This window comes from Sphingomonas aracearum (assembly GCF_003345355.1).
Classification (GTDB): Bacteria; Pseudomonadota; Alphaproteobacteria; order Sphingomonadales; family Sphingomonadaceae; genus Sphingomonas; species Sphingomonas aracearum.
Genome location: NZ_QQNB01000002.1, coordinates 336,200 through 362,532, shown reverse-complemented (window position 1 = coordinate 362,532; position 26,333 = coordinate 336,200). Strand labels below are relative to the sequence as shown.

Annotated in this window: 25 protein-coding genes and 1 tRNA gene; 14 read left to right on the top strand and 12 right to left on the bottom strand. The window is 67.9% G+C overall.

All coding sequences use genetic code 11. The features are described from left to right. Nucleotides 1–70: 70 nt before the first annotated feature. A complete protein-coding gene (locus DVW87_RS08915; protein ID WP_114687444.1) occupies nucleotides 71–1,366 on the top strand; it encodes a sugar MFS transporter in 1,296 nt (431 codons plus the stop codon). 6 nt (nucleotides 1,367–1,372) lie between these two features. Here DVW87_RS08915 and DVW87_RS08910 read toward each other — a convergent pair whose 3' ends face one another. Then, a complete protein-coding gene (locus DVW87_RS08910; protein ID WP_114687443.1) occupies nucleotides 1,373–2,620 on the bottom strand; it encodes a TetR/AcrR family transcriptional regulator in 1,248 nt (415 codons plus the stop codon). Between the two features lie 141 nt (nucleotides 2,621–2,761). On the opposite strand from DVW87_RS08910, the gene DVW87_RS08905 reads away from it, so the two are divergent. From DVW87_RS08905 to DVW87_RS08880, 6 genes are read left to right on the top strand one after another with little or no spacing between them, the layout of a single operon-like run. Then, nucleotides 2,762–4,054: an acyl-CoA dehydrogenase family protein gene (locus DVW87_RS08905; protein ID WP_114687442.1), complete on the top strand. Its 1,293-nt coding sequence runs from the start codon at nucleotides 2,762–2,764 to the stop codon at nucleotides 4,052–4,054. Then, nucleotides 4,054–5,136, top strand: coding sequence for a Zn-dependent alcohol dehydrogenase (locus DVW87_RS08900; protein ID WP_114687441.1), 1,083 nt, complete (start codon nucleotides 4,054–4,056; stop codon nucleotides 5,134–5,136). The genes DVW87_RS08905 and DVW87_RS08900 overlap by 1 nt, the downstream gene beginning before the upstream one ends. A gap of 19 nt (nucleotides 5,137–5,155) precedes the next feature. Continuing rightward, entirely contained in the window at nucleotides 5,156–6,202 is a 1,047-nt protein-coding gene (locus tag DVW87_RS08895; protein ID WP_114687440.1) for a phosphotransferase family protein, read from the top strand. Nucleotides 6,203–6,222: 20 nt separating this feature from the next. Further along, nucleotides 6,223–6,987: an SDR family oxidoreductase gene (locus tag DVW87_RS08890; protein ID WP_114687439.1), complete on the top strand. Its 765-nt coding sequence runs from the start codon at nucleotides 6,223–6,225 to the stop codon at nucleotides 6,985–6,987. A 12-nt stretch (nucleotides 6,988–6,999) separates the two neighbouring features. Continuing rightward, the gene (locus DVW87_RS08885) at nucleotides 7,000–7,797 is read left to right on the top strand and encodes an SDR family NAD(P)-dependent oxidoreductase (protein WP_114687438.1); all 798 of its coding nucleotides are present in this window, start codon (nucleotides 7,000–7,002) and stop codon (nucleotides 7,795–7,797) included. Nucleotides 7,798–7,849: 52 nt separating this feature from the next. Beyond that, nucleotides 7,850–9,058: a TonB family protein gene (locus DVW87_RS08880; RefSeq protein ID WP_114687437.1), complete on the top strand. Its 1,209-nt coding sequence runs from the start codon at nucleotides 7,850–7,852 to the stop codon at nucleotides 9,056–9,058. Here DVW87_RS08880 and DVW87_RS08875 read toward each other — a convergent pair. From DVW87_RS08875 to DVW87_RS08855, 5 genes are all read right to left on the bottom strand, one after another. Beyond that, nucleotides 9,052–9,948: an acyl-CoA thioesterase gene (locus DVW87_RS08875; RefSeq protein ID WP_114687436.1), complete on the bottom strand. Its 897-nt coding sequence runs from the start codon at nucleotides 9,946–9,948 to the stop codon at nucleotides 9,052–9,054. The genes DVW87_RS08880 and DVW87_RS08875 overlap by 7 nt on opposite strands. Before the next feature lie 4 nt (nucleotides 9,949–9,952). Further along, a complete protein-coding gene (locus DVW87_RS08870) occupies nucleotides 9,953–11,080 on the bottom strand; it encodes an acyl-CoA dehydrogenase family protein (protein ID WP_114687435.1) in 1,128 nt (375 codons plus the stop codon). Between the two features lie 110 nt (nucleotides 11,081–11,190). After that, nucleotides 11,191–12,378 carry an acyl-CoA dehydrogenase family protein gene (locus DVW87_RS08865; protein WP_114688155.1) on the bottom strand — a complete coding sequence of 396 codons (1,188 nt, stop codon included), beginning with the start codon at nucleotides 12,376–12,378 and terminating at the stop codon, nucleotides 11,191–11,193. A 10-nt stretch (nucleotides 12,379–12,388) separates the two neighbouring features. After that, nucleotides 12,389–14,416: a 3-hydroxyacyl-CoA dehydrogenase NAD-binding domain-containing protein gene (locus tag DVW87_RS08860; protein ID WP_114687434.1), complete on the bottom strand. Its 2,028-nt coding sequence runs from the start codon at nucleotides 14,414–14,416 to the stop codon at nucleotides 12,389–12,391. Between the two features lie 13 nt (nucleotides 14,417–14,429). Beyond that, nucleotides 14,430–15,653, bottom strand: coding sequence for a serine hydrolase domain-containing protein (locus DVW87_RS08855; RefSeq protein WP_114687433.1), 1,224 nt, complete (start codon nucleotides 15,651–15,653; stop codon nucleotides 14,430–14,432). 106 nt (nucleotides 15,654–15,759) lie between these two features. Between DVW87_RS08855 and DVW87_RS08850 the strand changes: the two genes are divergently transcribed. Continuing rightward, on the top strand, nucleotides 15,760–17,526 hold the full coding sequence (locus DVW87_RS08850) for a class I adenylate-forming enzyme family protein (protein WP_114687432.1): 1,767 nt from the start codon (nucleotides 15,760–15,762) through the stop codon (nucleotides 17,524–17,526). A 6-nt stretch (nucleotides 17,527–17,532) separates the two neighbouring features. On the opposite strand, the gene DVW87_RS08845 is transcribed toward DVW87_RS08850, so the two are convergent. Beyond that, nucleotides 17,533–18,993, bottom strand: coding sequence for an FGGY family carbohydrate kinase (locus tag DVW87_RS08845; RefSeq protein ID WP_114687431.1), 1,461 nt, complete (start codon nucleotides 18,991–18,993; stop codon nucleotides 17,533–17,535). 57 nt (nucleotides 18,994–19,050) lie between these two features. Between DVW87_RS08845 and DVW87_RS08840 the strand changes: the two genes are divergently transcribed. Then, nucleotides 19,051–20,262: an AI-2E family transporter gene (locus tag DVW87_RS08840; protein ID WP_114687430.1), complete on the top strand. Its 1,212-nt coding sequence runs from the start codon at nucleotides 19,051–19,053 to the stop codon at nucleotides 20,260–20,262. 22 nt (nucleotides 20,263–20,284) lie between these two features. Continuing rightward, nucleotides 20,285–20,361, top strand: a tRNA-Asp gene (locus DVW87_RS08835). Between the two features lie 83 nt (nucleotides 20,362–20,444). On the opposite strand, the gene DVW87_RS08830 is transcribed toward DVW87_RS08835, so the two are convergent. The 4 genes from DVW87_RS08830 to DVW87_RS08815 form a co-directional block, all read right to left on the bottom strand. Then, nucleotides 20,445–20,657: a DUF2842 domain-containing protein gene (locus DVW87_RS08830; RefSeq protein WP_114687429.1), complete on the bottom strand. Its 213-nt coding sequence runs from the start codon at nucleotides 20,655–20,657 to the stop codon at nucleotides 20,445–20,447. Beyond that, nucleotides 20,654–21,196, bottom strand: coding sequence for a 5-formyltetrahydrofolate cyclo-ligase (locus tag DVW87_RS08825; RefSeq protein WP_181814784.1), 543 nt, complete (start codon nucleotides 21,194–21,196; stop codon nucleotides 20,654–20,656). Before DVW87_RS08825 ends, DVW87_RS08830 begins: the two co-directional genes overlap by 4 nt. Before the next feature lie 179 nt (nucleotides 21,197–21,375). Continuing rightward, on the bottom strand, nucleotides 21,376–21,711 hold the full coding sequence (locus tag DVW87_RS08820; protein WP_114687428.1) for a cell division protein ZapA: 336 nt from the start codon (nucleotides 21,709–21,711) through the stop codon (nucleotides 21,376–21,378). After that, on the bottom strand, nucleotides 21,711–21,893 hold the full coding sequence (locus DVW87_RS08815) for a hypothetical protein (protein WP_114687427.1): 183 nt from the start codon (nucleotides 21,891–21,893) through the stop codon (nucleotides 21,711–21,713). Before DVW87_RS08815 ends, DVW87_RS08820 begins: the two co-directional genes overlap by 1 nt. Nucleotides 21,894–22,143: 250 nt before the next feature. Between DVW87_RS08815 and gap the strand changes: the two genes are divergently transcribed. The 3 genes from gap (at nucleotide 22,144) to DVW87_RS08800 (ending at nucleotide 24,834) form a co-directional block, all read left to right on the top strand. After that, the gene (gene gap / locus DVW87_RS08810) at nucleotides 22,144–23,151 is read left to right on the top strand and encodes a type I glyceraldehyde-3-phosphate dehydrogenase (protein WP_114687426.1); all 1,008 of its coding nucleotides are present in this window, start codon (nucleotides 22,144–22,146) and stop codon (nucleotides 23,149–23,151) included. A 67-nt stretch (nucleotides 23,152–23,218) separates the two neighbouring features. Beyond that, the gene (locus tag DVW87_RS08805; RefSeq protein ID WP_181814831.1) at nucleotides 23,219–23,629 is read left to right on the top strand and encodes an MOSC domain-containing protein; all 411 of its coding nucleotides are present in this window, start codon (nucleotides 23,219–23,221) and stop codon (nucleotides 23,627–23,629) included. 17 nt (nucleotides 23,630–23,646) lie between these two features. Beyond that, entirely contained in the window at nucleotides 23,647–24,834 is a 1,188-nt protein-coding gene (locus DVW87_RS08800) for a phosphoglycerate kinase (protein WP_114687424.1), read from the top strand. On the opposite strand, the gene DVW87_RS08795 is transcribed toward DVW87_RS08800, so the two are convergent. Continuing rightward, nucleotides 24,831–25,283, bottom strand: a complete 453-nt coding sequence (locus tag DVW87_RS08795) for a TlpA family protein disulfide reductase (protein WP_114687423.1) — start codon at nucleotides 25,281–25,283, stop codon at nucleotides 24,831–24,833. The genes DVW87_RS08800 and DVW87_RS08795 overlap by 4 nt on opposite strands. A gap of 140 nt (nucleotides 25,284–25,423) precedes the next feature. Between DVW87_RS08795 and DVW87_RS08790 the strand changes: the two genes are divergently transcribed. Then, nucleotides 25,424–26,332: a class I fructose-bisphosphate aldolase gene (locus DVW87_RS08790; RefSeq protein ID WP_114687422.1), complete on the top strand. Its 909-nt coding sequence runs from the start codon at nucleotides 25,424–25,426 to the stop codon at nucleotides 26,330–26,332. The last annotated feature ends 1 nt before the right edge of the window (nucleotide 26,333 follow it).

Below are 26,333 nucleotides of genomic sequence, written 5' to 3'. Positions count from 1 at the left end.
GGCATTTGCCTTTCGCCGCGGTTCGGAGGAAAGAGCGGCAACACAAGCGACAGAGAGGGGCCTCCGAGGCATGCACGCGGACACATCCAGCCAACACGCTTCCGGCGGAGGCACCCAGGGCGTCAACGCTCCGCACCTGCAATTCTTCGTGTTCGCGCTGTTCTTCATCTTCGGCGGCATCACCAGCCTGAACGATGTCATCATCCCGAAGCTGAAGGAGCTGTTCACGCTCAACTACACCCAGGCGATGCTGGTGCAGTTCTGCTTCTTCACCGCCTATCTGGTGGTCGGCATCCCCGGCGCCATGCTGGTGAAGCGCATCGGCTATATGCGCGGCGCGGCGGCCGGGCTGATGATGATGCTGGTGGGCTGCCTGCTCTTCATCCCTGCCTCGAGCAACGCCGTTTATGCGCTGTTCCTGTTCGCGCTGTTCGTGCTGGCGAGCGGCGTGGTGATCGTGCAGGTCGTCGCCAACCCGCTCATCACCCTGCTCGGCAAGCCTGAAACGGCGTCCAGCCGGCTGACCTTCGCGCAGGCGTTCAACTCGCTGGGCACCACCATTTTCCCCTTTTTCGGCGCGATCATCATTCTTGGCAGCCTGGCGAGCCAGAGCGCGGACACGTTGAGCGGCGCTGCCCTGGACGCATACCGCGCGGCGGAGAGCCAGGCGATCGTCAACGGCTATCTCGGGCTTGCGGTCGCGCTCGCGATCGTCGCCGCGGTGGTGTGGATGTTCCGCAATGCGCTGAAGGGCGAGGGGCATCAGGCGGGGGGCAGCCTTGCCGGCTTCGACCTGCTGCGGCGCCCGCGGTTCGCGCTCGGCGCGCTGTGCATCTTCCTGTATGTGGGGGCGGAGGTCTCGATCGGCTCGCTGATCGTCAGCTACCTGTCGCAGCCAGGCGTGCTCGCCATCGACTCCGGCGCGGCGGGCAAGCTGATCCCGCTCTACTGGGGCGGGGCGATGATCGGCCGTTTCATCGGCTCGCTGGTGCTGCGCTACATCAATCCGGGCAAGGTGCTCGCCGGCGTGGCGATCGGCGCCATCGCGCTGATCCTGATCTCGACGCAGAGCAGCGGCACCGTCTCGGGCTACAGTCTGCTGGCGATCGGCTTCATGAACTCGATCATGTTCCCGACGATCTTCAGCCTGGCGAGCGAGAAGCTCGGCGCCCGCGCGGCGGATGGCTCGGGGATCATCAACGTGGCGATTTTCGGCGGCGCCGTGGTGCCGCTGGCCACCGGCGCGCTGGCGGATGCGTCGGGCAGCCTGGCGCTGGCGCTGGCGCTGCCGGCGATCTGCTATGCGGTGATCTGCGGCTTCGGGCTTTATGCCCGCCGGCCCGCGCCCGATTACGCGGACGCCTGAGGAGGCTCAGGCGTCCAGCACGCGATCGTCGAACAGGCCGAAGGCGAGAGTCGAGGCGTAAAAGGCGATCGCGCGCTCCCGCGGCATGGTGGCCGCCCATTTGCGCATGTCAAAGGCGGCGTTCTGGAGCGCCATCAGCGCCTGCGCCGCCACCAGCGAGTCGATGGGCCGGATCGAGCCCTCGGCCACCCCGTCCATCATCATGCCGGCATAGCGCCGGGCGATGCGATTGGAGCGGTCCACCATGTCCTGCCGCACGTTGCCGGGCAGGCCGGACAGGGCGGTGGTGCGCAGCAACGGTCCGCGGTGGGAGAACTGGACGTCCAGCAGCGTGGCCATGATGCTGGACAAGCGGTGCCAGTGGCTGCCGCCCCGCGTCTCGGCCAGTCGCTGCGCATCGGCGATGGTGTCGAAACTGCGCTGGTAGCAGGCGATCACCAGATCGTCCTTGGCATCGAGGTGGTGGTAGAAGCTGCCCTTGGTGACGTTCAGCTCAGAGGCGATCCGCTGCACGCTGGCGCCGCGATAGCCCAGTTCGTTGATGAGCCGCGTGGCGGCCAGCAGGAACGCCTCGCGACCCGGCTCGGCGGTTTCGTGGCTGAGATCGAGCAGGCGCGGCGTCCAGCGCGCGTCGCCGGCTGCGATGCCGTGATCGAACACATCGAACAGTCGATCCTCGACCCGCTCGTACTGGTCCCGCTCGTACCGGTTGAGCCATACCGGCACCCAGAAGGTGTTCTCCAGCAGCACGTGCGCGCGGGCGCCGAACAGGTCCGTCTGGGTCCGGTTCGCCGCGGCGCCCCACAGGCTGCGCGTCTTGCGGAACACCTCGCGCCAGCCGTTCATCAGCGGGGTGAGCATCGGCTCTTCCATGGCGCGCAGATCGGACAGCACGGCCATAGGCTGCTCCACGCCATCGGCGATGCGGGTGAGGCGCGCCATGTTGAGCGACAGGAATTTCGCGACGCGCGCGCGCGGCGTCGCCTCCTCCGCCGCCTCGTCGAGCATCGCCTGAAGCCGGTCCAGCGTGGATTCGAAAGCGGCAAAGGCGAGGTCGTCCTTGCGCTTGAAGTAATAGGTCACGCTGGTGGTGTTCAGGCCCACGCGCTGTGCGACGTCGGCAAAGGTCATGCCCTTGGCCGATTGCTCGTTGATCGCCTGCGCTGCGGCGGCAAGGATCGCATCGCGCTTCGCCCGAAAACGCTTGGTGCCGAGATCCTCCTGCGGCGGGTCGATGCTGGTGGCCATTGTCATGGTCTAGCAACTTCCTTTTGAAGGGGCAGTCCCTTTTCGGACGTGCCGCGACGCAGCGGGATGTTCGTGCAAAGTCGCTTTACCGAAAAGCGGGTATGGTCTACCCCGCCCCTCGAGAAGCATAAAGCGAGGAGCGGTGGCATGGATTTCACGCTGAGCGAACGCGAGACGTATTTCCGCGATCGTGTGGCGGCCTTCATCGAGAAGGAGATCAGGCCGCGCCAGCACCTCTATCACGAGCAATCACACAGCGGGGAGCGCTGGAAGGTGATCCCGGTGATCGAGGAAGTGAAGGAGATCGCTAGGGCGCAGGGTCTGTGGAACTTCTTCATGCCGCCGCATTCCGGGCAGAGCCATGTGGACGACACGTTCGAGTTCGAGGGCACGCAGCTCACCAACCTCGAATATGCGCTCTGCGCCGAGGAGATGGGCAAGGTCGGCTGGGCCAGCGAGTGTTTCAACTGCTCGGCGCCGGACACCGGCAACATGGAGGTGTTCCACCGCTACGGCACCCGCGAGCAGAAGGAGCAGTGGCTCCGCCCGCTGATGGACGGCACGATCCGATCCGCCTTCCTGATGACGGAGCCCGCGGTCGCCTCCTCCGATGCCACCAACATCGAGACCCGCATCGAGCGCGACGGCGACCATTATGTCATCAACGGCCGCAAATGGTGGTCCAGCGGGGTGGGCGATCCCCGCTGCAAGGTCGCGATCGTGATGGGCAAGACCGATCCCGAGGCAAAGCGCCACGCGCAGCAGAGCCAGATCCTGGTGCCCATGGACACGCCCGGCGTACGCATCGAGCGCATGCTTTCGGTGTACGGGTATGATCACGCGCCGCACGGGCACGGCGAAGTGGTGCTGGAAAACGTGCGCGTGCCGGTGGAGAACCTGCTGCTCGGCGAAGGCCGCGGGTTCGAGATCGCGCAAGGCCGCCTGGGGCCGGGCCGCATCCACCATTGCATGCGCACGATCGGCGTCGCCGAGACCGGGCTCGAGGCGATGGCCAAGCGGCTGCAAAGCCGCGTCGCGTTCGGCAAGCGCATTTCCGACCATTCGATCTGGGAAATGCGCGTGGCGCGCGCACGCATCGACATCGAGATGACGCGCCTTCTCTGCCTGAAGGCGGCCGACATGATGGATCGTGCCGGCAACAAGAGCGCGCAACAGGAGATCGCGATGATCAAGGTGCAGGCGCCGACCATGGCCCTGCAGATCTTCGACGATGCCATCCAGGCGCATGGCGGCGGCGGCGTTTCCGACGACTTCCACCTGGCGCATGCCTGGGCCAGCCTGCGCACGCTGCGCTTTGCCGACGGGCCGGACGAGGTGCATGCACGCGCCATCGCGCGCCATGAATTCGGCAAACATGCCGACTACAAGGCGGAAGCCGCGCGCGACTTCTCCAGCGGCGACATGGCGGTGTCCCGCTGATGAAGGCCGCAGTCCTGTTCGAGGCGAAGCAGCCGCTGGAGATCCGCGAGGTCCAGGTCGACAAGCCCGGCGCGCACGAGGTGCTGATCCGCACCGTCGCCTGCGGCGTCTGCCGGTCGGACCTGCACTTCGTGGACGGCGCCTATCCCACGCCGCTGCCGGGCATTCCGGGGCACGAGGCGGCGGGCATCGTGGAGGCGGTCGGGTCCGAGGTGCGCACGGTGAAGCCGGGCGATGCGGTGGTGACCTGCCTTTCCGCCTTCTGCGGGCATTGCGAGTTCTGCGTCACCGGGCGCATGTCGCTGTGCATCGCCAACGACGTCAAGCGGCCGCGGGGATCGACGCCGCGGCTCAGCATGGACGGCCAGCCCGTGCACCAGATGCTGAACCTGTCGGCCTATGCCGAGATGATGCTGGTGCACGAGCATGCCTGCGTGGCGATCGACCCGGACATGCCGCTCGATCGCGCGGCGCTGCTCGGCTGTGCGGTGACCACCGGTGCCGGCGCGGTGTTCAACACCACCGACGTGACGCCGGGCGAAACGGTGTGCGTGGTCGGCTGCGGCGGGATCGGGCTGGCCGCGGTGAATGCGGCCAGGATCGCCGGCGCGGGCAAGATCATCGCGCTCGACCCCGTGCCGGAAAAGCGCGCGCTTGCCGAGAAACTGGGCGCGACGCACAGCTATGACGCCACCGCTGAGAACGTGGTGGCCGAGGTGGTGGAACTCACCCGCGGCGGCGTGCACCACGCGATCGAGGCGGTCGGGCGCGAGGCGTCGGCGAAGACCGCGGTGAACGTGCTGCGGCGGGGCGGCACCGCCACGATCCTGGGCATGATGCCGCTGGCCAGCGGGGTCGCGTTGTCGGCGCTGGACCTGCTGTCCGGCAAGAAGCTGCAGGGCGGGCTGATGGGCTCGAACCGGTTCCCGGTGGACATCCCGCGCCTGGTAGATTTCTACCTGCGCGGATTGCTCGACCTCGACACGATCATCGCCGAGCGCCTGCCGCTCAGCCGGATCAACGAGGCGTTCGACGAACTCCGCAAGGGCGATGCCGCCCGTTCGGTGATTACCTTTGACTGAGGCAGCCGACGATGCCGGCATGATCGCCGCGCCCGGTGCGCTCGAGACGGTGCACGATCTCGACGCCGATCGCCTCGCCGGGTGGATGGAGGCGCATGTTGAGGGCTTTGCCGGTCCGCTGACCTACGGCAAGTTCCCCGGCGGTCAATCCAATCCCACCTACCGCATCGATGCGGCAAGCGGCTCCTATGTGCTGCGGCGCAAGCCGTTCGGGCCTTTGCTGCCGTCGGCGCATGCGGTGGAGCGCGAGTACCGACTGATCGCGGGCCTGCATCCGACCGGCTTCCCGGTCGCGCGTCCTTACGGCCTTTGCGAGGACGAGGCGGTGATCGGTTCCGCCTTTTATGTGATGGAGATGGTCGGGGGCGTCACGCACTGGAACGGTGCCTTGCCGGACCAGGCGCCGGCGCAGCGCACCGCCATCTACCACGAGATCGTCGACCGCCTCGCCGAGCTGCACGGCATCGATTTCGGGGCGGCGGGCCTTGGCGACTATGGCAAGCCGGGCAGCTATTTCGAGCGCCAGGTGGGTCGCTGGACCAAGCAGTACCGGCTGGCGCAGACCGACGAGCTGCCCGAGGTGGAGCGGCTGATCGAATGGCTGCCGCGCACCCTGCCGCCGCAGACGCGTACCTCCATCGTCCATGGCGACTATCGCATCGACAACATGATCTTCGATGCCGGCCAACCGCGGGTGAAGGCGGTGCTGGACTGGGAATTGTCGACGCTCGGCGATCCCATGGCGGATTTCAGCTACCTGCTGATGAACTGGTTCACGCCGCCCAACGGCGGAGCGGGCATTGCCGGGCTGTCCGGCGGCGACAGCGGCATCCCCACCGTGGAACAGATGGTGGAGCGGTACTGCGCGGCCACGGGACGTGACGGCATTCCGGACCTCAACTGGTATTTCGCGTTCGGCATGTTCCGCCTGATGAGCATCGTGCAGGGCATCAAGAAGCGCTGGCTGGAGGGCAATGCCTCCAACGCCAAGGCAGAGGCGCATGCCGCGCGCGTGCCGATGCTGGCAGCCGCGGCCTGGAACTTCGCGCAGCAGGCCGGCGCCTGACGATACGGGGGAGAAGTAGAATGTCGCTGTTCGATCTGACCGGCAAGGTCGCCATCGTCACCGGATCGTCGCGCGGCATCGGCCGGGCCGCGGCCGAGCAGATGGCGTTGCAGGGCGCCAGGGTGGTCATCTCCAGCCGCAAGCAGGACGCCTGCGACGCGGTAGCCGCGGAGATCAACGCCCGCCATGGCGAGGGCACGGCGATTGCCGTGGTGGCGAGCATCTCCTCGAAGGAGGCGCTGCAGAACCTGGTGGATCAGACGCGAACGGCGTTCGGCCGGATCGACGTGCTGGTCTGCAACGCCGCGTCCAACCCCTATTACGGGCCGATGGCGGGGATTGCGGACGAACAGTTCCGCAAGATCCTCGACAACAACATCCTGTCCAACCACTGGCTGATCCAGATGGTGGTGCCGGAAATGCGCGAGCGGAAGGACGGGGCGGTCATCATCGTCTCCTCGATCGGCGGCCTGCGCGGATCGCCGATGATCGGCGCCTACAACGTCTCCAAGGCGGCGGACTTCCAGCTGGCCCGCAACTATGCGGTGGAATACGGGCCGGACAATGTGCGCGTGAACTGCATCGCGCCCGGCCTCATCAAGACGGACTTCGCGCGGGCGCTGTGGGACACGCCGCAGGCCGAGGAGCGGTCCAGCAAGCACACGCCGCTACGCCGCCTGGGCGAGCCCGACGACATCGCCGGCGCGGTGGTGTTCCTCGCTTCCGATGCCGGCCGCTACGTCACCGGACAAGCCATCGTGGTGGATGGCGGGGTCACGATCTAGTCGGAGAAGAGCATGCGGTTCGCGGGCAAGTCGATCATCGTCACCGGTGCAGGCTCCGGCATCGGCCGGGCGGCGGCGGTGCAGTTCGCCGCCGAGGGCGGCCGCGTGGTCGTGGCCGACAGGACCGGGGGCGCGGACGAGACCGCACAGCTGATCGCGGACGCCGGCGGCACGGCCGTCGCCATCCGGATGGATGCGGGCAGCGAAGAGGACGTGACGCGCACGGTCGGCCTCGCCGCAGAACGGTTCGGCGGACTCGACGTGCTGTTCGCCAATGCCGGCATTTCGGGCGGCATGGCCAACATCTTCGATACGGACGTGGCGTTGATTGCAGAGGTGTTGCGCGTGAACCTGATCGGGCCGTTCCTGGCGATCAAGCACGGCGCGCCGCCCATCGCCGAACGGGGCGGGGGCGCGATCGTGCTGACCGCCAGCGTGGCCGGTATCCGCTCGGGCGCGGGCTCGCCGGCCTATTCGGCGAGCAAGGCCGGCGTCATCAACCTCGCCCAGGTTTCGGCGCAGCAATTGTCGGGCAGCAACGTGCGCGTGAACGCGATCTGCCCCGGCCTGACCGAGACGGGCATGACCAAGCCGACCTTCGATTACGCGCGAGAGGCGGGCAAGATGGACCGGGTAGGGCGGCTCAACCCGCTGCGCCGCGGCGCGCAGCCGGAGGAGCTGGCGCGCGTCGCGCTGTTCCTCGCCTCCGACGATGCGAGCTACGTCAACGGCCAGGCGATCGCCGTGGACGGCGGGCTCTCGTCCAGCCACCCGGTGACCCGCCAGGAATATGGGAAGACCGCCGTCTGACGCTTTCCTGTCACCTTTCTCCTGTTACAAGGGGGGCACAAGGAGAGGTCGCATGCGGGATCGCTGGAAGCTGCTTGGTTGGTCGTCGGTCGCCTTTTCCAGCCTCGCCGTTGCGCAGTCCACGCCACCCCCGCCGGTGCCGCCGGCACCGACCCCGGTTGCTCCCGCACCTTCGCCGATAGCGGCGGCGCCGTCGGCCGGCCCGCCGCCCGCGCCGCATATCCTGCCGCGCTATCCGCCGGCGTTGCCCGCACTGGCGATCTGGCGAGCGGGCGCCGTGCACTGCGGTGGCAACCCGGTCGCCGCGGTGCGTGCGCCCAATCCGCTGCCGGCGTTCAGCTGGACAACGCAGAGCAACAGCAAGCCGGTGCGCTTCACCTTCCGGGTGGATGCGGGCGGCCGACCGCTGGGCATCAAGGCAGCGCCGGACGCCTTGCTGTACGAGGCGCCCGATCTTGCCCCGGCGCTCGCCGCCAGCCGCTTCGCGCCCGCAGCGCGGCAGGACTGCACGGTGCAGTTCGACGTCACGCGACAGCCGATCGCCGAGGCGCCGGTGGAGCTCGCAATGGCTTATACGGTGTTTCCGACGAACAGCGTGCGCCTGCCTGCCATCTGGGACCGGGTGCGGCCGGAAGGCGCCACCTGCACGAAGACGCGACTGCAGGTCCTCAATCGCGCGTTTCCGGACTTCCGGTCGCTGCCCGGCGAGCAGGGCCGCCCGCTGTGGAGCATGGTGGCGTTCGACATCGATAGGTCGGGCAAGCCGGTGAACGTGCGCACGGCGGCGGGCTCGCGCTCCACCCCGCTGGATGCCGCGTCCCGGCGCGCCGTCAGCCAGTCCCGTTTCGGTCGGGAAGCGCGCACGGGGTGTCTGTACCCCTATTGGAAAGTCGCGGACCCGATGCCCGCACCCGAAATGCCGGCGCGTGACATGTTCCCGACGAACAGTCCCGTATGCGAGGCGGTGGCGCCGGGCGTGCGACCGCCCCGGCTTGCCTACCCCGACAATTACCGCCGTCGCGGGATCGAGGGCTGGGCGGTGATCTCCTACGACGTTGCGCCCTGGGGCGCGATCGGCAACGCCAAGGTGCTTGCCGCCGAACCAAGCGAGGATTTCGGGCGCGCCGGGATCAGCACGGTCCAATCGATGCAGAAAGCCGCCTCCACCGTCGGCGCCAGCGGTTGCATCGATCGGGTACGCTTCGTGATGCACCAGCCGGGCGAGCCGGTGCCGATCGAGCCGGACGCGCCGATCTACTGATCCTTCGGCTGGCGCTGCCGGATCAGGCCTTCCTGCGCGACGCTGGCGACCAGCCGCCCGTCGCGCGTGAAGATCTGGCCCCGGTTCATGCCCCGGGCATGGCCGGCCCAGGGGCTGTCGGTGGCATAGAGCAGCCATTCGTCGGCGCGGAACGGCTCGTGAATCCACAAGGCATGGTCGAGGCTGGCGGACTGCATGCCCGGCGTCATCCAGTTGACGCCATGCGGCATCATGCTCGTCGCCATCAGCGCCATGTCGCTGGCGTAAGCGAGGATCGCACGGTGCAGCGCCGGGTCGTCGCCCACCGCCGAGACGATGCGGAACCAGCTATAGTTCACCGGCTCGCGCTTCACCGGGTGGAACCAGCTGCGTGGGTAGAGCGGCCGCACGTCGATCGGGTTCGAGCGGCGGAGAAAGGCGGAACGCAGCTTTTCCGGCAACTGCTCGGCGGCTTCGGCGCGCAGTTCCTTTTCGGACTTCAGCTCCTCGGGCGGCGGGATGTTCGCCGGCATCTCGGCCTGATGGTGAAAGCCTTCTTCGGGAACCTGGAAGCTGGCGGCGAGATTGAGGATCGGCTGGCCGTTCTGCGTGGCGATCACGCGCCGCGTGGCGAAGCTCTTGCCGTCGAAGTCGCGCACGACGCGGAACAGGATCGGCAGCGCATCGTCGCCGGCGCGCATGAAATAGGCGTGCAGCGAGTGCGCGTCCTTGCCCTCGGTGGAGCGCTGCGCCGCCTGCAGCGCCTGCCCGATCACCTGCCCGCCGAACACCCGTCCCCGTCCGCCGGGCAGCCGTGCGCCGCGGAACAGGTCGACATCCAGCTGCTCGACGTCGAGGAGGTCGATCAGGCCCCGGGTCAATTGTTCGGGCGTGGGATCGGGCTTGTCCATCGCCTCAATATCCGGCGGCGCGCGCGAGCTTGTCGGCGTGGTAGTTCGCGTCGCCGAACATCTCGGCAAGCACGCGGTGGCGCTTCATGTAGAAGCCGATGTCATATTCGTCGGTCATGCCGATGCCGCCATGCATCTGCACGCCTTCCTGCACGCTGAGCGCCGTGGCCAGGCTGCTCATCGCCTTGGCGACGGGAACCGCCTCGTCGGCCTTCGGGTCGGCCGCATCCAGCAGTTGCTGTGCCTTGAGGACAGCGGCGCGCGCGACCTCCAGCTCGGAATAGAGGTGGGCGGCGCGATGCTGGAGCGCCTGGAAGCTGCCGATCGTCACGCCGAACTGCTTGCGCTCCTTGAGGTAGCCGACGGTCATGTCCATCGCGCCGGCGCCGACGCCGAGCAGCTCGGCCGAGGCGCCCGCACGGCCAGCGGCAAGCAGCCGATCGAGCAGGCCGCGCCCGCCATCCACCTCGCCGATCACCGCGTCGGCGTCGACTTCGACGCCCTCGAGCGTGAGGCGCGCGGCGACGCTCGAGTCGGCCAGCCGCTCGGCCTCCGCGGAGAGGCCGGCCGCGCCCTTGTCGATCGCGAACAGGGTGACGCCCTCCGCGTCGGCCGCCGCGCCCGCGGTGCGGGCCGAGACGATCAGGAAATCGGCGACATGGCCGTGGGTGACGAACTGCTTGGTGCCGGTGAGCTTGAACCCGTTGCCGGAGCGCTCGGCCTTGAGGCCGACGGTGTCGCGGAACTTGGCGCCCTCATCGAGAGCGAGGGCGGCGATCGTCTCGCCCGAAAGGATGCCGGGAAAGCGTCGCTCGGCCTGCGCGCTGCCCTTGAGCGCCTCCACCGCGGCCACGGCCGTGGCGAGAAAGGGGGAGGGGGTGAGGTTGCGGCCGATCTCCTCCAGCACCACGCCGGCCTCGACATGGCCCAGACCCAGGCCGCCCTGATCCTCGCCGATCAGGATGCCGGTGAAGCCCATTTCCGCGAACTGCTTCCACAGGTCGCGGCTGAACCCGTCGGGGTTCTTGCTGTCGCGAAGCTCGCGCAGGTGACGAACGGGGGCGGCATCGGCGACGAAATCGCGCGCGGTGTCGCGGAGCATGGTCTGTTCGTCGTTGAGGTAGAGGGGCATGGGGTTGTTCCTGTGCGTCACCCCGGCCTTGTGCCAGGGTCCACCGCGTCTCGCAGGCGACACGCTGGTGGAAAAATGGACCCCGGCACCAGCCGGGGTGACGGGTGTGGCTACGCGCTCGGCAGGTCGAGGATGCGCTTGGCGATGATGTTGAGCTGCACTTCGCTGGTGCCGCCCTCGATCGAGTTCGCCTTCGTGCGGAGCCAGGCGCGCGCCTTGCCGCCCCCGCCCGACCGCTCGCTTTCCCATTCCAGCGCGTCCGAGCCGCCGGCCGCCATGACCAACTCGTTGCGCGCCTTGTTCAGCTCCGTCCCGTAATATTTCATCATGCTGGGCTGCGCGGGGTGCGCCTGACCGGCTTTCAGTTCATCGATGAACCGCTCGGACATGGCGCCGAACGCCTTTGCGCGAACCTCGAACAACGCGAGCTCGGCGCGCAGGATCGGATCGGCAAGCCGACCGCTCTCGTCCAGACCGATCGTGGCGACGGCGCCGTCGATCAGCGGGTTGCCGCCGGGGCCGGCCAGACCCATGCCCGAGATCATCTCGCGCTCGTGGCCGAGCAGGTATTTGGCGACGTCCCAGCCCTTGTTCTCCTCGTAGATGAGGTTGGCCTTGGGCACCTTCACATTGTCGAAGAAGGTTTCGCAGAAGGGCGAATAGCCGCTGATGAGGAGGATCGGCTTGGTCGAGACGCCGGGCGAGTCCATGTCGAACAGGACGAAGCTGATGCCGCCCTGCTTCCTCGTCTTGTCCGTGCGGACGAGGCAGAAGATCCAGTCGGCCTTGTCGGCGTAGGAAGTCCAGACCTTCTGGCCGTTGACGATATAATGGTCGCCCGCGTCTTCGGCCGAAGTCTGCAAGCCCGCCAGATCGGAGCCGGCGTTCGGCTCCGAATAGCCCTGGCACCAGCGGATCTCGCCGCGCGCGATTCTGGGCAGGTGCTCGAGCTTCTGCTCCTCCGTGCCGTATTTCAGCAGCGCCGGTCCGAGCATGGAAATACCGAACGAGTTGAGCGGGTTGCGGGCGGTTATTCGCCCCATCTCTTCGCGCAGGACCTTGGATTCCGCGGGCGACAGGCCGCCGCCACCATAGGCCTTGGGCCAATCCGGCACCGTCCAGCCGCGGCTGGCCATTCGGTCCATGTAGAGCTTCTGATCGGGGTTCTTCGAGTAATCCGCCTTGCGCCCACCCCAATTGGCGTCGCTATCGGATCGGACGGGCTCGCGCATGGAGGCGGGCACGTTCTCCTCCAGCCAGGCGCGGGTTTCGGCGCGGAAGGTGTCGAGATCGGTCATCGTCATCCCCTCAGAACTTCTCGCCCGCTTCGGCCTTGCGGCGGAGCATCGGCGCGACCGGCACGTCGTTGGCGTCAAGCCCGGCGACGACCTTGTCCAGGCCGACGGTGTTCGCCCAGAACATCGGGCCGCCGCGATAGACCGGCCAGCCATAGCCGTAGATCCACACCACATCGATGTCCGACGCGCGCTGCGCCATGCCTTCGTCGAGGATCTTCGCGCCCTCGTTCACCATCGGATAGAGCGTGGCGGCGAGGATTTCCTCATCGGTGAAGGTGCGGCGCTGGAGGTTGGATCGCGAGCGGAAATCCTCGATGATCTCCTTCACCTCCGGCGACGGCGTGGGGTTGCGCTTGTCGTCGTAATCGTACCAGCCCTTCTTGGTCTTCTGGCCCCAGCGGCCGCGCGCGGCGAGCGCGTCGCGGATGCTCTCGATCCGGTTCGGATCGCGGTGCCAGCCGATATCGACGCCGGCGAGATCGCCCATCTGGAACGGCCCCATCGGCATGCCGAACTCCACCAGCACGCGGTCGATCTGCTCCGGATCGGCCCCCTGCATCAGCATGGCGTTCGCCGCTTGCTGGCGCTGCGAGAGCATGCGGTTGCCGATGAAGCCGGGGCACACGCCCGAGACCACCGCGACCTTGCCGATCGGCTTGGCGAGCGCCATCACCGTGGCGAGCACGTCCGGTGCGGTCTGCGCGCCGCGGACCACTTCCAGGAGCTTCATCACGTTAGCGGGCGAGAAGAAGTGGGTGCCGATCACGTCGCCAGGGCGCGAGGTGACGGCGGCCATCTCGTCGATGTTGAGGTAGGATGTGTTGGAGGCGAGGATCGCGCCGGGCTTGGCAATGGCGTCGAGCTTCGTGAACAGCTCCTTCTTGACGTCCATGTTCTCGTAGACCGCCTCGATGATGAGGTCGCATTCCTTGAGATCGTCCAGCGAAAGGGTGGGGGTGAGCGCGCCCATCATCGCCTCGACCTGCTCGGGCTGGAACCGGCCCTTGGCCGCCGATGCTTCGTAGTTCTTGCGGATCGTGCCGGTGCCGCGGTCGAGCGCTTCCTGCGCGGTCTCCACGATGGTGACGGGGATGCCCGCCTGCAGGAAGTTCATCGAGATGCCGCCGCCCATCGTGCCGGCACCGATCACGCCGACGCGCTTGATCGGGCGAAGCTGCGTGCCCTCCGGAATGTCGTCCACCTTGGCCGCCTGACGTTCGGCGAAGAACAGGTGGCGTTGCGCGGCGGATTGCGTGCCGCCCATCAGCTTGGTGAACTGCTCGCGCTCGAACGCGATGCCCTCGGCAAAGGTCGCGCCGGAGGAGGCCTTCTCGACGCAGGCGATGTTCGCGGCGGGGGCGTCGAAGCCGCGGAACTTGCGGGCGTTCGCTTTCCTGAACGCTTCCACCGCTTCCCGATCGGCGGCAACGGTGCGCTCGGAGGCGCGGGGGATCGGGCGATGGCCGGCGACCTCCTTGGCAAAGGCGAGGGCATCGGCTTCCAGCGAGTCCTCCCCGGCCAGCCGATCGACAAGGCCGGCCTCCTGCGCCTTCTTCGCCGAGATCGGATTGCCAGTGGCGGTCATCTCCAGCGCGAGCGCCACGCCGGCGAGGCGCGGCAGGCGCTGCGTGCCGCCCGCGCCGGGCAGCAGGCCGAGCTTCACCTCGGGCGTGCCGAGCTTCGCGGAAGGCACCGCGATGCGGTAGTGACAGCCGAGCGCGACCTCGCACCCGCCGCCCAGGGCAGTGCCGTGGATCGCGGCGACCACCGGCTTGCCGCAAGCCTCGATGGTGTCGATCACTTCGCCCAGGCCCGGGCCGCGCATCGGCTTGCCGAACTCGGTGATGTCGGCGCCCGCGAAGAAGGTGCGCCCGTCGCAGCGGATGACCACGGCGGCGATGCTGGCATCCCCCGCGGCTTCCTTGATGCCGGCGTCCAGCCCGGCGCGGACGGCCGCGCCCAGTGCATTCACCGGCGGATTGTCGGAAACGATGACGAGCACGTCGCCGTGCCGTTCGGTGCGGATGGGGGAGGTCATGTGTCTCTCCTGGTCAGACGAGCGCCGAGTAGATCAGCGTCTTGAGTTCGCGGCGGATGGGGTAAAGCATGGAAGGGCTGAGCTGCGTCATGAACACCATGGTGATGCGCTCCACCGGATCGATGAAGAACGCGGTGGAGAACATGCCGCCCCAATAATATTCGCCCGGGCTGCCCGGGATCATCGAGCGGGCGACGTCGTCCGTCACCGCAAAGCCCAGGCCGAAACCGGTGCCGCCATTCTGTGTCTCGCTGAACAGCGAGCGCGACATGCTCGACAGGTCCGACTTTCCGGGCAGATGGTTCATGGTCATCAGCTCGATCGTCTTGCGCCCGACGAGACGGACGCCGTCGAGCTCGCCGCGATGGAGGCAGAGCCGGCAGAAGCGGTGATAGTCCCGCGCGGTGGAGACGAGGCCGCCGCCGCCCGACAGCAGCTTCGGCGCACGCGACCAGGCGCTCGCTGCCCCGCGATCGTAGAGGATGCGGCCCTTGCCCGGCGCCATGGTCCAGCAATCGGTCAGCCGGTCGACCTTCTCCTCCGGCACCTGGAAGAAGGTGTCGTTCATGCCCAGCGGCTGGAAGATGCGGGTGCTGAAGAACTCGTCCAGCGGCATGCCGGCCACCCGCTGGATCACCGCGCCGAGCACGTCGGTGGCGACCGAGTAATTCCATGCCTCGCCCGGCGAGAATTCCAGCGGGATGTCCGCCAGCGCGGCGACGAACTCGTCCAGCGTCAGGTTGCCGTGCCAGCTTTCCAGCTTCTTCTCGCGATAGGCGGCATCGACATTGGAGCGGTTCTGGAAACCGTAGGTGAGGCCGGCGGTGTGGCGCAGCAGGTCCACCATGCGCATCGGCTCGGCGGTCGGCCTCGTCATGAACGGCACGCCCGCGCCGCCGCCGTTGTAGACGCCGAGCTTCTTGAACTCCGGCAGGACATGATGAACCGGCGTGTCGAGCGCCACGGCGGCGTCCTCCACCAGCATCATGAAGGCCAGCGAGGTGATCGGCTTCGTCATGGAGGCGATGCGGAACAGCGACTCCCCGGAAACCTGCGCCTCGCCATCCTCGCGCGCGCGGCCGTTGCTGCTGAAATGCGCCACCTGATCGTCGCGTCCGATGAGCAATTGCGTGTGCGGCAGCTTGCCGGAGGCGACATAGCGATCCGCGAGAAACGCATCGATGCGGGCGAGGCGTTCGGGATCGAAGCCAAGCCCGAGCGGATCGACGGTCTGCATGTGCTGTCCCATACCTCTAATTCGAAACCCGTTCCTCTATTGCCTTGAGCAACGCGCAAATCAACACTAACCTGCACCGGAAATCGGGATAACCGAAACCCGAAACATGGAGAGACTCGCCGTGGACACCCAGCCGCTCGTCGCGCTCGATCCCGCCTGGCCCAGGATGACGTTGCCGCAGATCGAGGCGGCGATGACGGCGCCCGGCCAGAAGTTCGAGATCGAGACGATCCCGATCCGCGGCGTGCCGACAAAGGTATGGAAGAACGCGCCGGCCAACCTCGCGCAGCTGCTCCATGCTTCGCGCGCCTGGGGCCAGCGGGAGTTCACCATCCTGGAGGACGACCGGGTCACCTTCGAGGCGAATTTCCGCGCCACCGCCGTGCTGGCCCGGGCGTTGCAGGCGATGGGTGTCGCCAAGGGTGACCGGGTGGCGCTGGCCATGCGCAACCTCAACGAATGGCCGGTGGCGTTCTTCGCGGCGGTGTCGATCGGCGCCATCCTGGTGCCGCTCAACGCCTGGTGGACCGCGCCGGAACTGGAATACGGCATCAGCGACTCGGGCGCCAAGATCCTGATCGTCGATGCCGAACGCTGCCAGCGACTGGCCGAGCACGGCGCCGCACTGCCGGGGGTGGAGCGCGTTCTCGTCGCCCGCGGCAGCGCTCCGCTGGAAGGACGGTTCTCGGCCCTGGAGGCGATCATTGGCCGGCCGTCGGAATGGGCGGACCTTGCCGATAAGGGCCTGCCGGAGGTGGCGGTCGGCCCCGACGACGATGCGACGATCTTCTACACCAGCGGCACCACCGGAGCGCCGAAGGGCGCGCTGGGCACCCATCGCAACTTGGCGACCAACATCCTGTCGGGCGGCTATGCGGCCGCGCGGTCGTTCCTGCGCCGCGGCGAACTGCCGCCCGAGCCGCAGCCGCGCAAGGCGCTGACGGTCATTCCGCTGTTCCACGTCACGGCATGCAGCGCCAACCTGATGGGCACCATGGCGGCCGGCAACACGCTCGTTTTCATGCGCAAGTGGGACACGGTGCAGGCAATGGAGATCATCGAGCGCGAGCGGGTGAACATCACCGGCGGCGTGCCCACCATCGCCTGGCAGCTGATCGAGCATCCCGACCGCGCGAAATACGATCTCTCCAGCATCGAGGCGATCGCTTATGGCGGCGCGCCGGCCGCACCCGAACTGGTGAAGCGCATTCACGAGGAGTTCGGCGCGCTGCCCGGCAACGGCTGGGGGATGACGGAAACCATGGCCACCGTCACCAGCCATTCCAGCGAGGACTACCTCAACCGGCCGTCTTCGGCGGGGCCGGCCGTGCCCGTCGCCGACATCCGCATCCTGGCCGACGATGGCGTGACCGAGCTGCCCCGGGGCGAGGTGGGCGAACTCTACGCCAAGGGGCCGATGATCGTGAAAGGCTATTGGAACAAGCCGGAAGCGACCGCGGCGACCTTCCTGGACGGGTGGGTGCGCACCGGCGATCTGGCGCGGATCGACGAGGAAGGCTTCCTCTACATCGTGGACCGGGCCAAGGACATGATCATCCGCGGCGGCGAGAACATCTATTCGGTGGAAGTGGAGAATGCGCTGTACGAGCATCCCGCCGTCACCGACGCCGCGCTGATCGGCCTGCCGCATCGCACGCTGGGCGAGGAGCCCGCTGCCGTGGTGCACCTGGCGCCCGGCAGCGAGGCGAGCGAAGCCGAGTTGCAGGCCTGGGTGCGCGAGCGTCTGGCCGGCTTCAAGGTGCCGGTGGCGATCCGCTTCGTGCACGAGACCCTGCCGCGCAACGCCAACGGCAAGATCCTGAAAAAGGATCTGAAAGGCCTGTTCGACGACCGGCTGGAAGCGGCGGCCTGAGGCGTATCAGTCGATCACCGAGCGGACTGCTCGGGCCCAGTCGGCAAGACGGGTTTCGCGGCGGTTCGCTTCCAGGCTGGGGAGGAAGGTCTCGACCGGTCCTCGCATGCCGGCAGCCTCCTCCAGATCGGCGAACAGGCCCGCGCCTAGCCCCGCCAGCATGGCCGCGCCCAGCGCCGTGGTCTCGATAAAGGCGGGCCGTTCCACCGGAATGTCGAGCAGGTCCGCAAGGTCCTGCGCCATCCAGTCGTTGGCGACCATGCCGCCATCGATGCGCAGCCTGTGCCAGTCGGCACCATCGGCGGCAAAGGCGGTCTTCAGGTCGTGTGTCTGATTGGCCATCGCCTCCAGCGCCGCGCGCACCAGATGGGCCTTGCCGGAAGCGAAGGTAAGTCCGGTGAGCGCCGCTTTCGCCTCCGGCGCCCACCACGGCGCGCCGAGACCCGCCAGGGCGGGGACGAGCATCACCCCGCCGCTGTCCGGTACCGAGCGGGCGAGCGCTTCCGTCTCGGCCGCGCTGCCGATCAGGCCCAGCGAGTCGCGCAGCCATTGCACCAGGCTGCCCGCGACGAACACCGAACCTTCCAGCGCATAGGCCCGCCGCCCGGAAAGTTGCCAGGCGACGGTGGACAGCAGGCGGTGGCGGGAGGTGGGAACGCGCGCGCCATATTGCGTGAGGATGAAGGCGCCGGTGCCGAACGTCGCCTTGCTTTCGCCCGGCGAGAGGCAGGTTTGGCCGATCGTCGCCGCCTGTTGGTCCCCGGCCAGCCCGCAGATCGCGATGGGATCGCCGAAAGCGTGCGTTTCGCCGAACGGCCCTGCGCAATCGACGATCTCCGGCAGGGCCTGGCGGGGCACGTCGAACAGGTCGAGCAGCGCATCGTCCCACGCACCGCTGGCGATCGCCATCAGCCCCGTCCGGCTGGCGTTGGTGGCATCGGTGACGTGCAGGCCGCCGGTCAGCTTCCACACCAGCCAGCTTTCCACCGTGCCGATCGCCAGGCGATCCCCGGCTTCCGCCAGTTGCGGCCAGTTCCGCATCGCCCAGGCGATCTTGGAGGCGGAAAAATAGGGGTCCAGCAGCAGCCCGGTCTTGGCCTGCATCGCGGGCTCGTGCCCGTCTTCCCTGAGCGCACGGCACAGCTCGGCCGTCCGCCGGTCCTGCCATACCAGCGCCGGAGCCAGCGGCTCGCCGGACACACGATCCCAGAACACCACCGTCTCGCGCTGGTTGGCGATGCCGATCGCGGCGATCCGCGCGCCGCCACCTGCCTGCCGCACCATGGCCGAGGCGACCCGATGCGTCTTGCGCCAGATCTCCGCCGCATCATGCTCGACCAGCCCCGGCCCGGGGTGATGCTGCGTGATCGCCTCCTGCGCACAACCGCAACAGCGCCCGTCCGGGGCGAATAGCATCGCGCGCGTCGAGGTGGTGCCCTCGTCCAGAACCAGCAGCAACTCTCCCATGGCGCGATGCTAGCCGCGATGAGGTGCGCGCGCTAGGATCGCGGGCAGGAGGACAGCGTGGCGGATCGGAACGAGACCTTGGGAGAGATTGTCGCAGTGTCCGACGAGGAGGCGCGGGTGGCCATTCGCCGCGATCGCCTGCTCGCCGCACTGACGCTGATCGCCGGCATCGGCCTGGTGGTCGGCCTGCCGTTCGCGCTGAAATCCGGTGCCGAGTTCTTCCTGCCGACCACCATCTCGCTGGTCATCGCCATTGCCCTGGTGCCGGTGCTCGAATGGCTGGAGCGCAATCGCGTGCCGTCGCCGCTTGCCGCCTTGATCTGCGTGCTGCTGTTCCTGATCGCGGCGAACATCGCGCTGGCGGCGATCATCGTTCCGGCGACCGAGTTCTTCCGCCTGCTGCCGGAGCGGCTCGATCGCATCCAGTCCAACCTCCAGCCGCTGCTCGACCTGTATTCGAGCCTGGAGAAGTACGTGAACCGCACGATCCGGCACCTCGCCTCCGGTCCTGTGCCCAAGCAGACGAGCGCCGCCGTCGCCCCGCCAAGCTCCATCCTGGAACTGGCCGCGACCTCCGCGCCGACCGCGATCGTGCAGGTCGTGTTCGGTGTGCTGGTGGTTTATTTCTTTCTCTCGCACTGGACCCGGATGCGGCGCGAGACGATCAGCAATCGCGCGAGTTTCGGCGGCGCGATGGCGACCGCCCGTGTGATCCAGAACGTGGTGGACGACGTTTCCGCCTATCTCGGCACCATCACCGCGATCAATCTCACGCTGGGCGGCATTATCGCCTTTGCGCTGTGGATGCTCGGCATGCCGTATCCGCTGATGTGGGGCGGCATCGCGGCGCTCCTCAACTATGTGCCGTATTTCGGACCGATCGTGGCGGCCCTGCTGCTGGCGATCGGCGGGTTGATGACCTTCACCGACGTGTGGATCGCGCTGGCTCCCGCGGCGATCATGGTCGGCTGCCACCTCGTCGAGGCGAACGTGTTCACGCCGCTGATCGTGGGCCATCGCCTGACGATCAACCCGGTGCTGATCCTCATTTCGCTGAGCTTCTGGGGCTGGGTGTGGGGAACGGCGGGCGCCGTGCTGGCGGTGCCGCTGCTCATCATCCTGCAGACGGTTGCACGTGCCGCGGGCAAGCCGGACATCGCCGGATTCCTGTTCGAACACGGTACGCTGACCCAGCAGCACCGGGGCGGTTCGCGGGTATCGCAGGAAATTTCGCCCGGCGCTGTTGACACCCCCGGAGGCGTCGCCTAGTTGGCGCGCCTCAACGCTTTCAGCGGGTGTAGCTCAGTTGGTTAGAGCGCCGGCCTGTCACGCCGGAGGTCGCGGGTTCGAGCCCCGTCACTCGCGCCATTCCCTGCCTTTCGGTACGCAGGAATGGCCCATAAGCGATTGCTGTTACAGAAAATGGTCGTTCGGAAAAACTGCGGCGCCGGTCAGCGCCAGCGCCCCGTTTCCATCCACAACAGCAGCCGGCGCATCGGCATCAGCCAGAGCCAGACCACGCCCGCGACAAGGTAGAAGCCGAGCTGCAGCAGCCAGTGCCATCCGCCGACGATCGGCGAGAGGCTGGCGACCAGCACCACCCAGATCGCGATCAGGGCGAGCAATATCAGCATTCCGACGGGCTTGCGCCAGCTTGGGGTCATGACAGGGCAATCCATTCGCGTTCGGTAAGAAGGGCGTGCAGCGGCACGTCCCAGGGATCGGCGGGAAGTGCGGGCACCTCCTGGACGGACCAGGCCAACCCCACACGCCATGCATCGGGGTGGGCGACGAACGCCCGGTCGTAATGGCCTGCGCCCTGGCCCAGCCGGTTGCCCGCGCGATCGAAGCCGAGAAGGGGCGTGAGGATGATGTCCGGCGCTACCGTGCCGGCCTCGGCGCCCGGCTGCGACAAGCCGAACGGCCCGGCGACGAGCGCCGCGCCTTGCTGCCAGGCAACGAAGCGGATCGGCGTGGCGCGATCGACCACATGGGGCAGGGCGATCGTGCACCCGGCCGCGAGCGCGGCGCGGACGAGGGGGGCGGGGTCCGCCTCGCTGCCCAGGGGCATGTAGCTGGCGATCACGAGGCCAGGCTGCAGGCGGCGGAGAAAGGCCGCAGGAGCCGCGAGCGAGGGGCGGTGTTCCGCCACGAAGGCGTCGCGCAGCCCGCGCAGGCGCGCCCGCAGGGCCTTCTTATCCATGATGGAGAGCGGTGGCGGGACCGCCATGGCCGTTTGCCAGAAGATCCACTGACGCCCAAAACGTCAGGTGGGGACCATGTGCTTCGGACCAGGATCCTAACAGGGACAGCCCCCTTGGATGATGAATAGCCTCAGGGATGCTCGAAGGCTCGCACCTGGCAGTACCCGCCACCGGCAATCTAGGCGCTGGGTCCCGATTGCTCAAGTCCCGACTGTTCAGGGCCCGACCGCTCAAGGGTGGATGCGAGATCCTCCAGCCGCTCGGCCAGGCGCAGCAGCCCCGCTTCGCTGAGCCCGCCCATCGGCGGGTTGCGCTGCGCATCGTCGAGCGAGTCGGCGAGCAGCAAGGCCAGCAGCAGAAAGGTACGTTCGTTGTTCAGCCCGCCCGAGGCGCGCTGGGCGGTGGACCAGTAGCGATCCACCATGGCGCCGAGATGCTGAAGATGGGCTTCCTCGCCGTCGCGACAGGCGACGGTGCGCGGCCGTCCGCCGATGGTGAGCGTCACGTCGGCCATCAGCCATTGCCTCGCGCCAGCACGTCGTCCAGCGCGGCCACCGCCTCCGCCATGCGCTGCCGCAATGCCGAGTGGCGGGCGGCAAGGGCGGCGCTGTCCGCGGCCCTGGCCCGTGCGGCCGCCTCGATCCGGGCGAGCGCCTGTTCGATGCGATCGGCGGCGGAGAGGGGCTCGTCTGCCATACCTTGCCGATAGCATGGCTGGCCGGCGCGACAAGCGTGTTTCACCCGCGGTTGACGGATCATCTTCGCAGCCGCAAAAGCCGCGGGCATTGTATCGATCGCCCTGTTGTCCGCGGGTCACGCGGGGGCCGGGCCGCTGCCAGGAACTCGGATGCCCGCCGCCGAACGCCTCGCCCGCTTCATGCGGCCCTGCGCTCGGTACTCGGGCGAGGGGCGGGCAATAACAAGGGCATAGAGGAGAATCATCGTCATGGCTGTGAAGGTTGCGATCAACGGTTTCGGGCGCATCGGCCGCCTTGTCGCGCGCGCCATCCTGGAGCGTCCGGACTGCGGGCTGGAGCTGGTGACGATCAACGACCTGGCGGACGCCAAGTCGAACGCCTGGCTGTTCAGCCGCGATTCGGTGCACGGCAAGTATCCGGGCACCGTTGCGGCCGAGGGCAACGACCTGGTGATCGACGGCAAGCGTATCCACGTCACGGCCGAGCGGGACCCGGCCAACCTGCCGCACAAGGCGAATGAGGTGGACCTGGTGCTGGAGTGCACCGGTTTCTTCACCGACCGGGCGAGCTGCCAGAAGCATCTCGATGCGGGCGCCAGGAAGGTGCTGATCTCCGCGCCGGGCAAGAACGTGGACCTGACGGTGGTGTTCGGCGTCAACGACGACAAGCTGTCGGCCGAGCACACGATCGTGTCCAATGCCAGCTGCACCACCAACTGCCTGGCCCCGGTCGCCAAGGTGCTGAACGACGCGATCGGCATCGAGCGCGGCCTGATGACCACCATTCACGCCTATACCAACGACCAGAAGATCCTTGACCAGATCCACCCGGACCTGCGTCGCGCCCGCGCTGCGGCGATGAGCATGATCCCGACCACCACCGGCGCGGCGCGCGCTGTGGGCGAGGTGCTGCCGGAGCTGAAGGGGCGGCTGGACGGGTCGGCCGTTCGCGTGCCGGTGCCGGACGGCAGCCTGGTCGACCTGACCTTCACGCCGAAGCGCGACACCACCAAGGAAGAAGTGAACCAGCTCCTGAAGGATGCGGCGGAAGGCGCGATGCAGGGCGTGCTGCACTTCTCGGACGAGCCGCTCGTCTCGGTGGACATCGTGCACACGCCGTTCTCCTCCACCGTGGACAGCCTGGAAACGGCGGTGATCGACGGCAAGCTGGTGCGCGTGGTCAGCTGGTACGACAACGAATGGGGCTTCTCCAACCGGATGGTGGACACCGCCGCCGCGATGGCGAAGCTGATCTGATGACCTTGCGGTGCTGAACGGGGGCGTGCTGGCCGGCATCGCCCGGCACGCCTTCCCGAAGGCCGCGATGGAAGTGCTCGATGAGGTCGCGGTGACGGTCGAGGGCGGCCTCCATGGCGACTTCCGCGGCGCGGTGAAGCCGGGCGGCAGGGGGCGGCGGCAGGTCACGCTGATGGAGCGTGGCGACTGGCAGTCCGCCCTGGCCGAACTGGGCGCGGTCGCGCCCTGGCAGGAGCGGCGCGTGAACCTGCTGGTGGACGGGCTCGATCTGCCGCAGGTGCCCGGCGCCCTGCTCCGCATCGGGGCGGACGTGGTGCTGCGGGTGACGGTCGAATGCGACCCGTGCAGCCGGATGGAAACGGTGCTGCCCGGGCTGATGGCGGCGCTGACGCCCGATTGGCGGGGCGGCGTCTGCTCGCGGGTCGTGGCCGGCGGCATCCTTCGACTGGGTGACCCGATCACGGTGGAACTGAACTGACGAAGGGAGACGGACAGGTGGCACGCAGCTTCAGGACGCTGGACGATATCGGCGAGGTTTCGGGCAAGCGCGTGCTGGTCCGCGAGGATCTGAACGTGCCGATGGCGGATGGCGCGGTGACCGACGACACCCGGCTGCGCGCGACGATCCCCACCGTCACCGAACTGGCGGATCGCGGTGCGATCGTGCTGATCCTCGCGCATTTCGGACGCCCCAAGGCGCCTTCGCCGGAATTCTCCCTGGCGCAGATCGTGCGCCCCTACGAAAACGTGCTCGGCCGCCCGGTCCGCTATGTCGACTGGGAGGGCGACGAAGCCGCCGTGGCGACGTTGAAGGCGGGCGACATCGCCGTGCTGGAGAACACGCGCTTCTTCGGCGGCGAGGAGAAGAACGACCCGCAAGTGGTTGATCGCTTTGCCAGGCTGGGCGACTTCTACGTCAACGATGCGTTCTCCGCGGCGCACCGTGCGCATGCCTCGACCGAGGGACTCGCGCACAAGCTGCCGGCCTTTGCCGGGCGCCAGATGGAGGCGGAGCTGGACGCGTTGGACAAGGCGCTCGGCTCGCCGGAACATCCCGTGGCCGCCGTGGTCGGCGGCGCGAAGGTCTCCACCAAGCTCGACGTGCTGAAACACCTCGTCGCGCAGGTCGATCACCTCATCATCGGCGGCGGCATGGCCAACACCTTCCTCGCCGCGCGCGGGGTGAATGTCGGCAAGTCGCTGTGCGAGCATGACCTGACCGGCACCGCCAACGAGATCTTCGAGGCGGCCGAGCGGGCGAACTGCACGATCCACCTTCCCTATGACGTGGTGGTGGCCACGGAGTTCCGGCCCAACCCGCCGACGCGCACCGTGAACGTGCACGAAGTGCAGGCCGACGAGATGATCCTCGACATCGGCCCGGCGGCGGTGGAAGCGCTGGGCGATGTGCTGAAGAATTGTCGCACGCTGCTGTGGAACGGTCCGCTCGGTGCCTTCGAGACGCCGCCGTTCGACGTGGCCACGGTGGCTCTCGCCAAGACCGCCGCGGCGCTGACCCGCGACGGCAGCCTCGTCTCCGTGGCCGGCGGCGGCGACACGGTGGCGGCGCTCAATCAGGCCGGCGTGTCGGGCGATTTCACCTTCATCTCCACCGCCGGCGGCGCCTTTCTGGAGTGGATGGAAGGGCGGGAACTCCCCGGGGTCAGGGCGCTGACCGCTTAATGAGCGACAAGGAGCGGGCGCACCACCCGCTCCAGCTCGTCCCGCGTGAAGGCGCCGCCCTGCACGTGCGCGATCCTGCCGTTGCGCGCGAGAACGTAGCTGGTCGGAACGCCGCCCCGCAGCGGATAGGCGCCCTGCAGCTCGCGCGCCTGCGGGTAGCGGATCCAGGGCGAGATCCACCGGCCGCGACCGGTGCGCGCGGGGTCGAGCGCGATGCCGATCACGCGCAGGCCCTGCGCACGATGGGCTGCGTACGCGGCGTTGAGCAGCGGCACTTCCCGCTTGCACGGCCCGCACCAGGTTGCCCAGAAGTTCAGCACCACCACCTGGCCGCGCAGATCGGCAAGCGACAGCCGGGTGCCGTCGGACAGCGTCAGGCGGAGCGGCGGGGCGACAGGCGCGCCCAGCGCCGGAGCGGCAAGCGCGAGGAGCAGGGCGGTCCACCTCATCACGCCGCGATCTTCGCGCGGCGACGAAGCGGGCGCAAGCGGCCTGCTGCATTGCGGCACGATTGTGGTGACGGGCGTTGCGGCGAACGGCGGGGCTGGCTATCAGCCTGCCACAACATAGCTGCCGCAAGGGGGATCAGATGACGCCGATCGTGAAGGCCATTCTCGCGAACTACGAGTCCGACAACCCCGGCGTGAAGGCGAACCTCGCCCGCATCCTGATGCAGGGCAAGCTGGGCGGCACGGGCAAGCTCATCATCCTGCCGGTGGACCAGGGCTTCGAACACGGCCCGGCGCGCAGCTTCGCGGTGAACCCTGCGGCCTATGACCCGCACTATCATTACCAGCTGGCGATCGACGCCGGCCTTTCCGCCTATGCCGCGCCGCTCGGCATGATCGAGGCGGGTGCCGACACCTTTGCGGGCCAGATCCCGACCATCCTCAAGGTCAATTCGTCGAACAGCTGGGCGACCAGCATTTCCCAGGCGATCACCGGCACGGTGGACGACGCGCTGCGGCTCGGCTGCTCGGCGATCGGCTTCACCATCTATCCGGGCTCGGACGGCATCTTCGATGCGATGAACGAGATTCGCGAGATGTCGGCCGAGGCGAAGGCCGTCGGCATCGCCACCGTGATCTGGTCCTACCCGCGCGGCGGCAAGCTGACCAAGGATGGCGAGCTGGCGCTCGACGTGGGCGCCTATGCCGCGCACATGGCGGCGCTGCTGGGCGCGCACATCATCAAGGTGAAGCTGCCCACCGACCATATCGAGCAGGCCGAAGCGCAGAAGGCCTATGAGGGCCATGACTGGTCCAGCCAGTCCGACCGCGTGCGCCACGTGGTGCAGAGCTGCTTCAACGGCCGCCGCATCGTGGTGTTCTCGGGCGGCGCGGCGAAGGGCGCGGACGCGGTGTACCAGGACGCGATCGACGTTCGCGACGGCGGCGGCAATGGCTCGATCATCGGCCGCAACACCTTCCAGCGCGAGCGCGGCGAAGCGCTGGCGATGCTCGACAAGCTCGTTTCGATCTACAAGGGCGAGCAGTAAG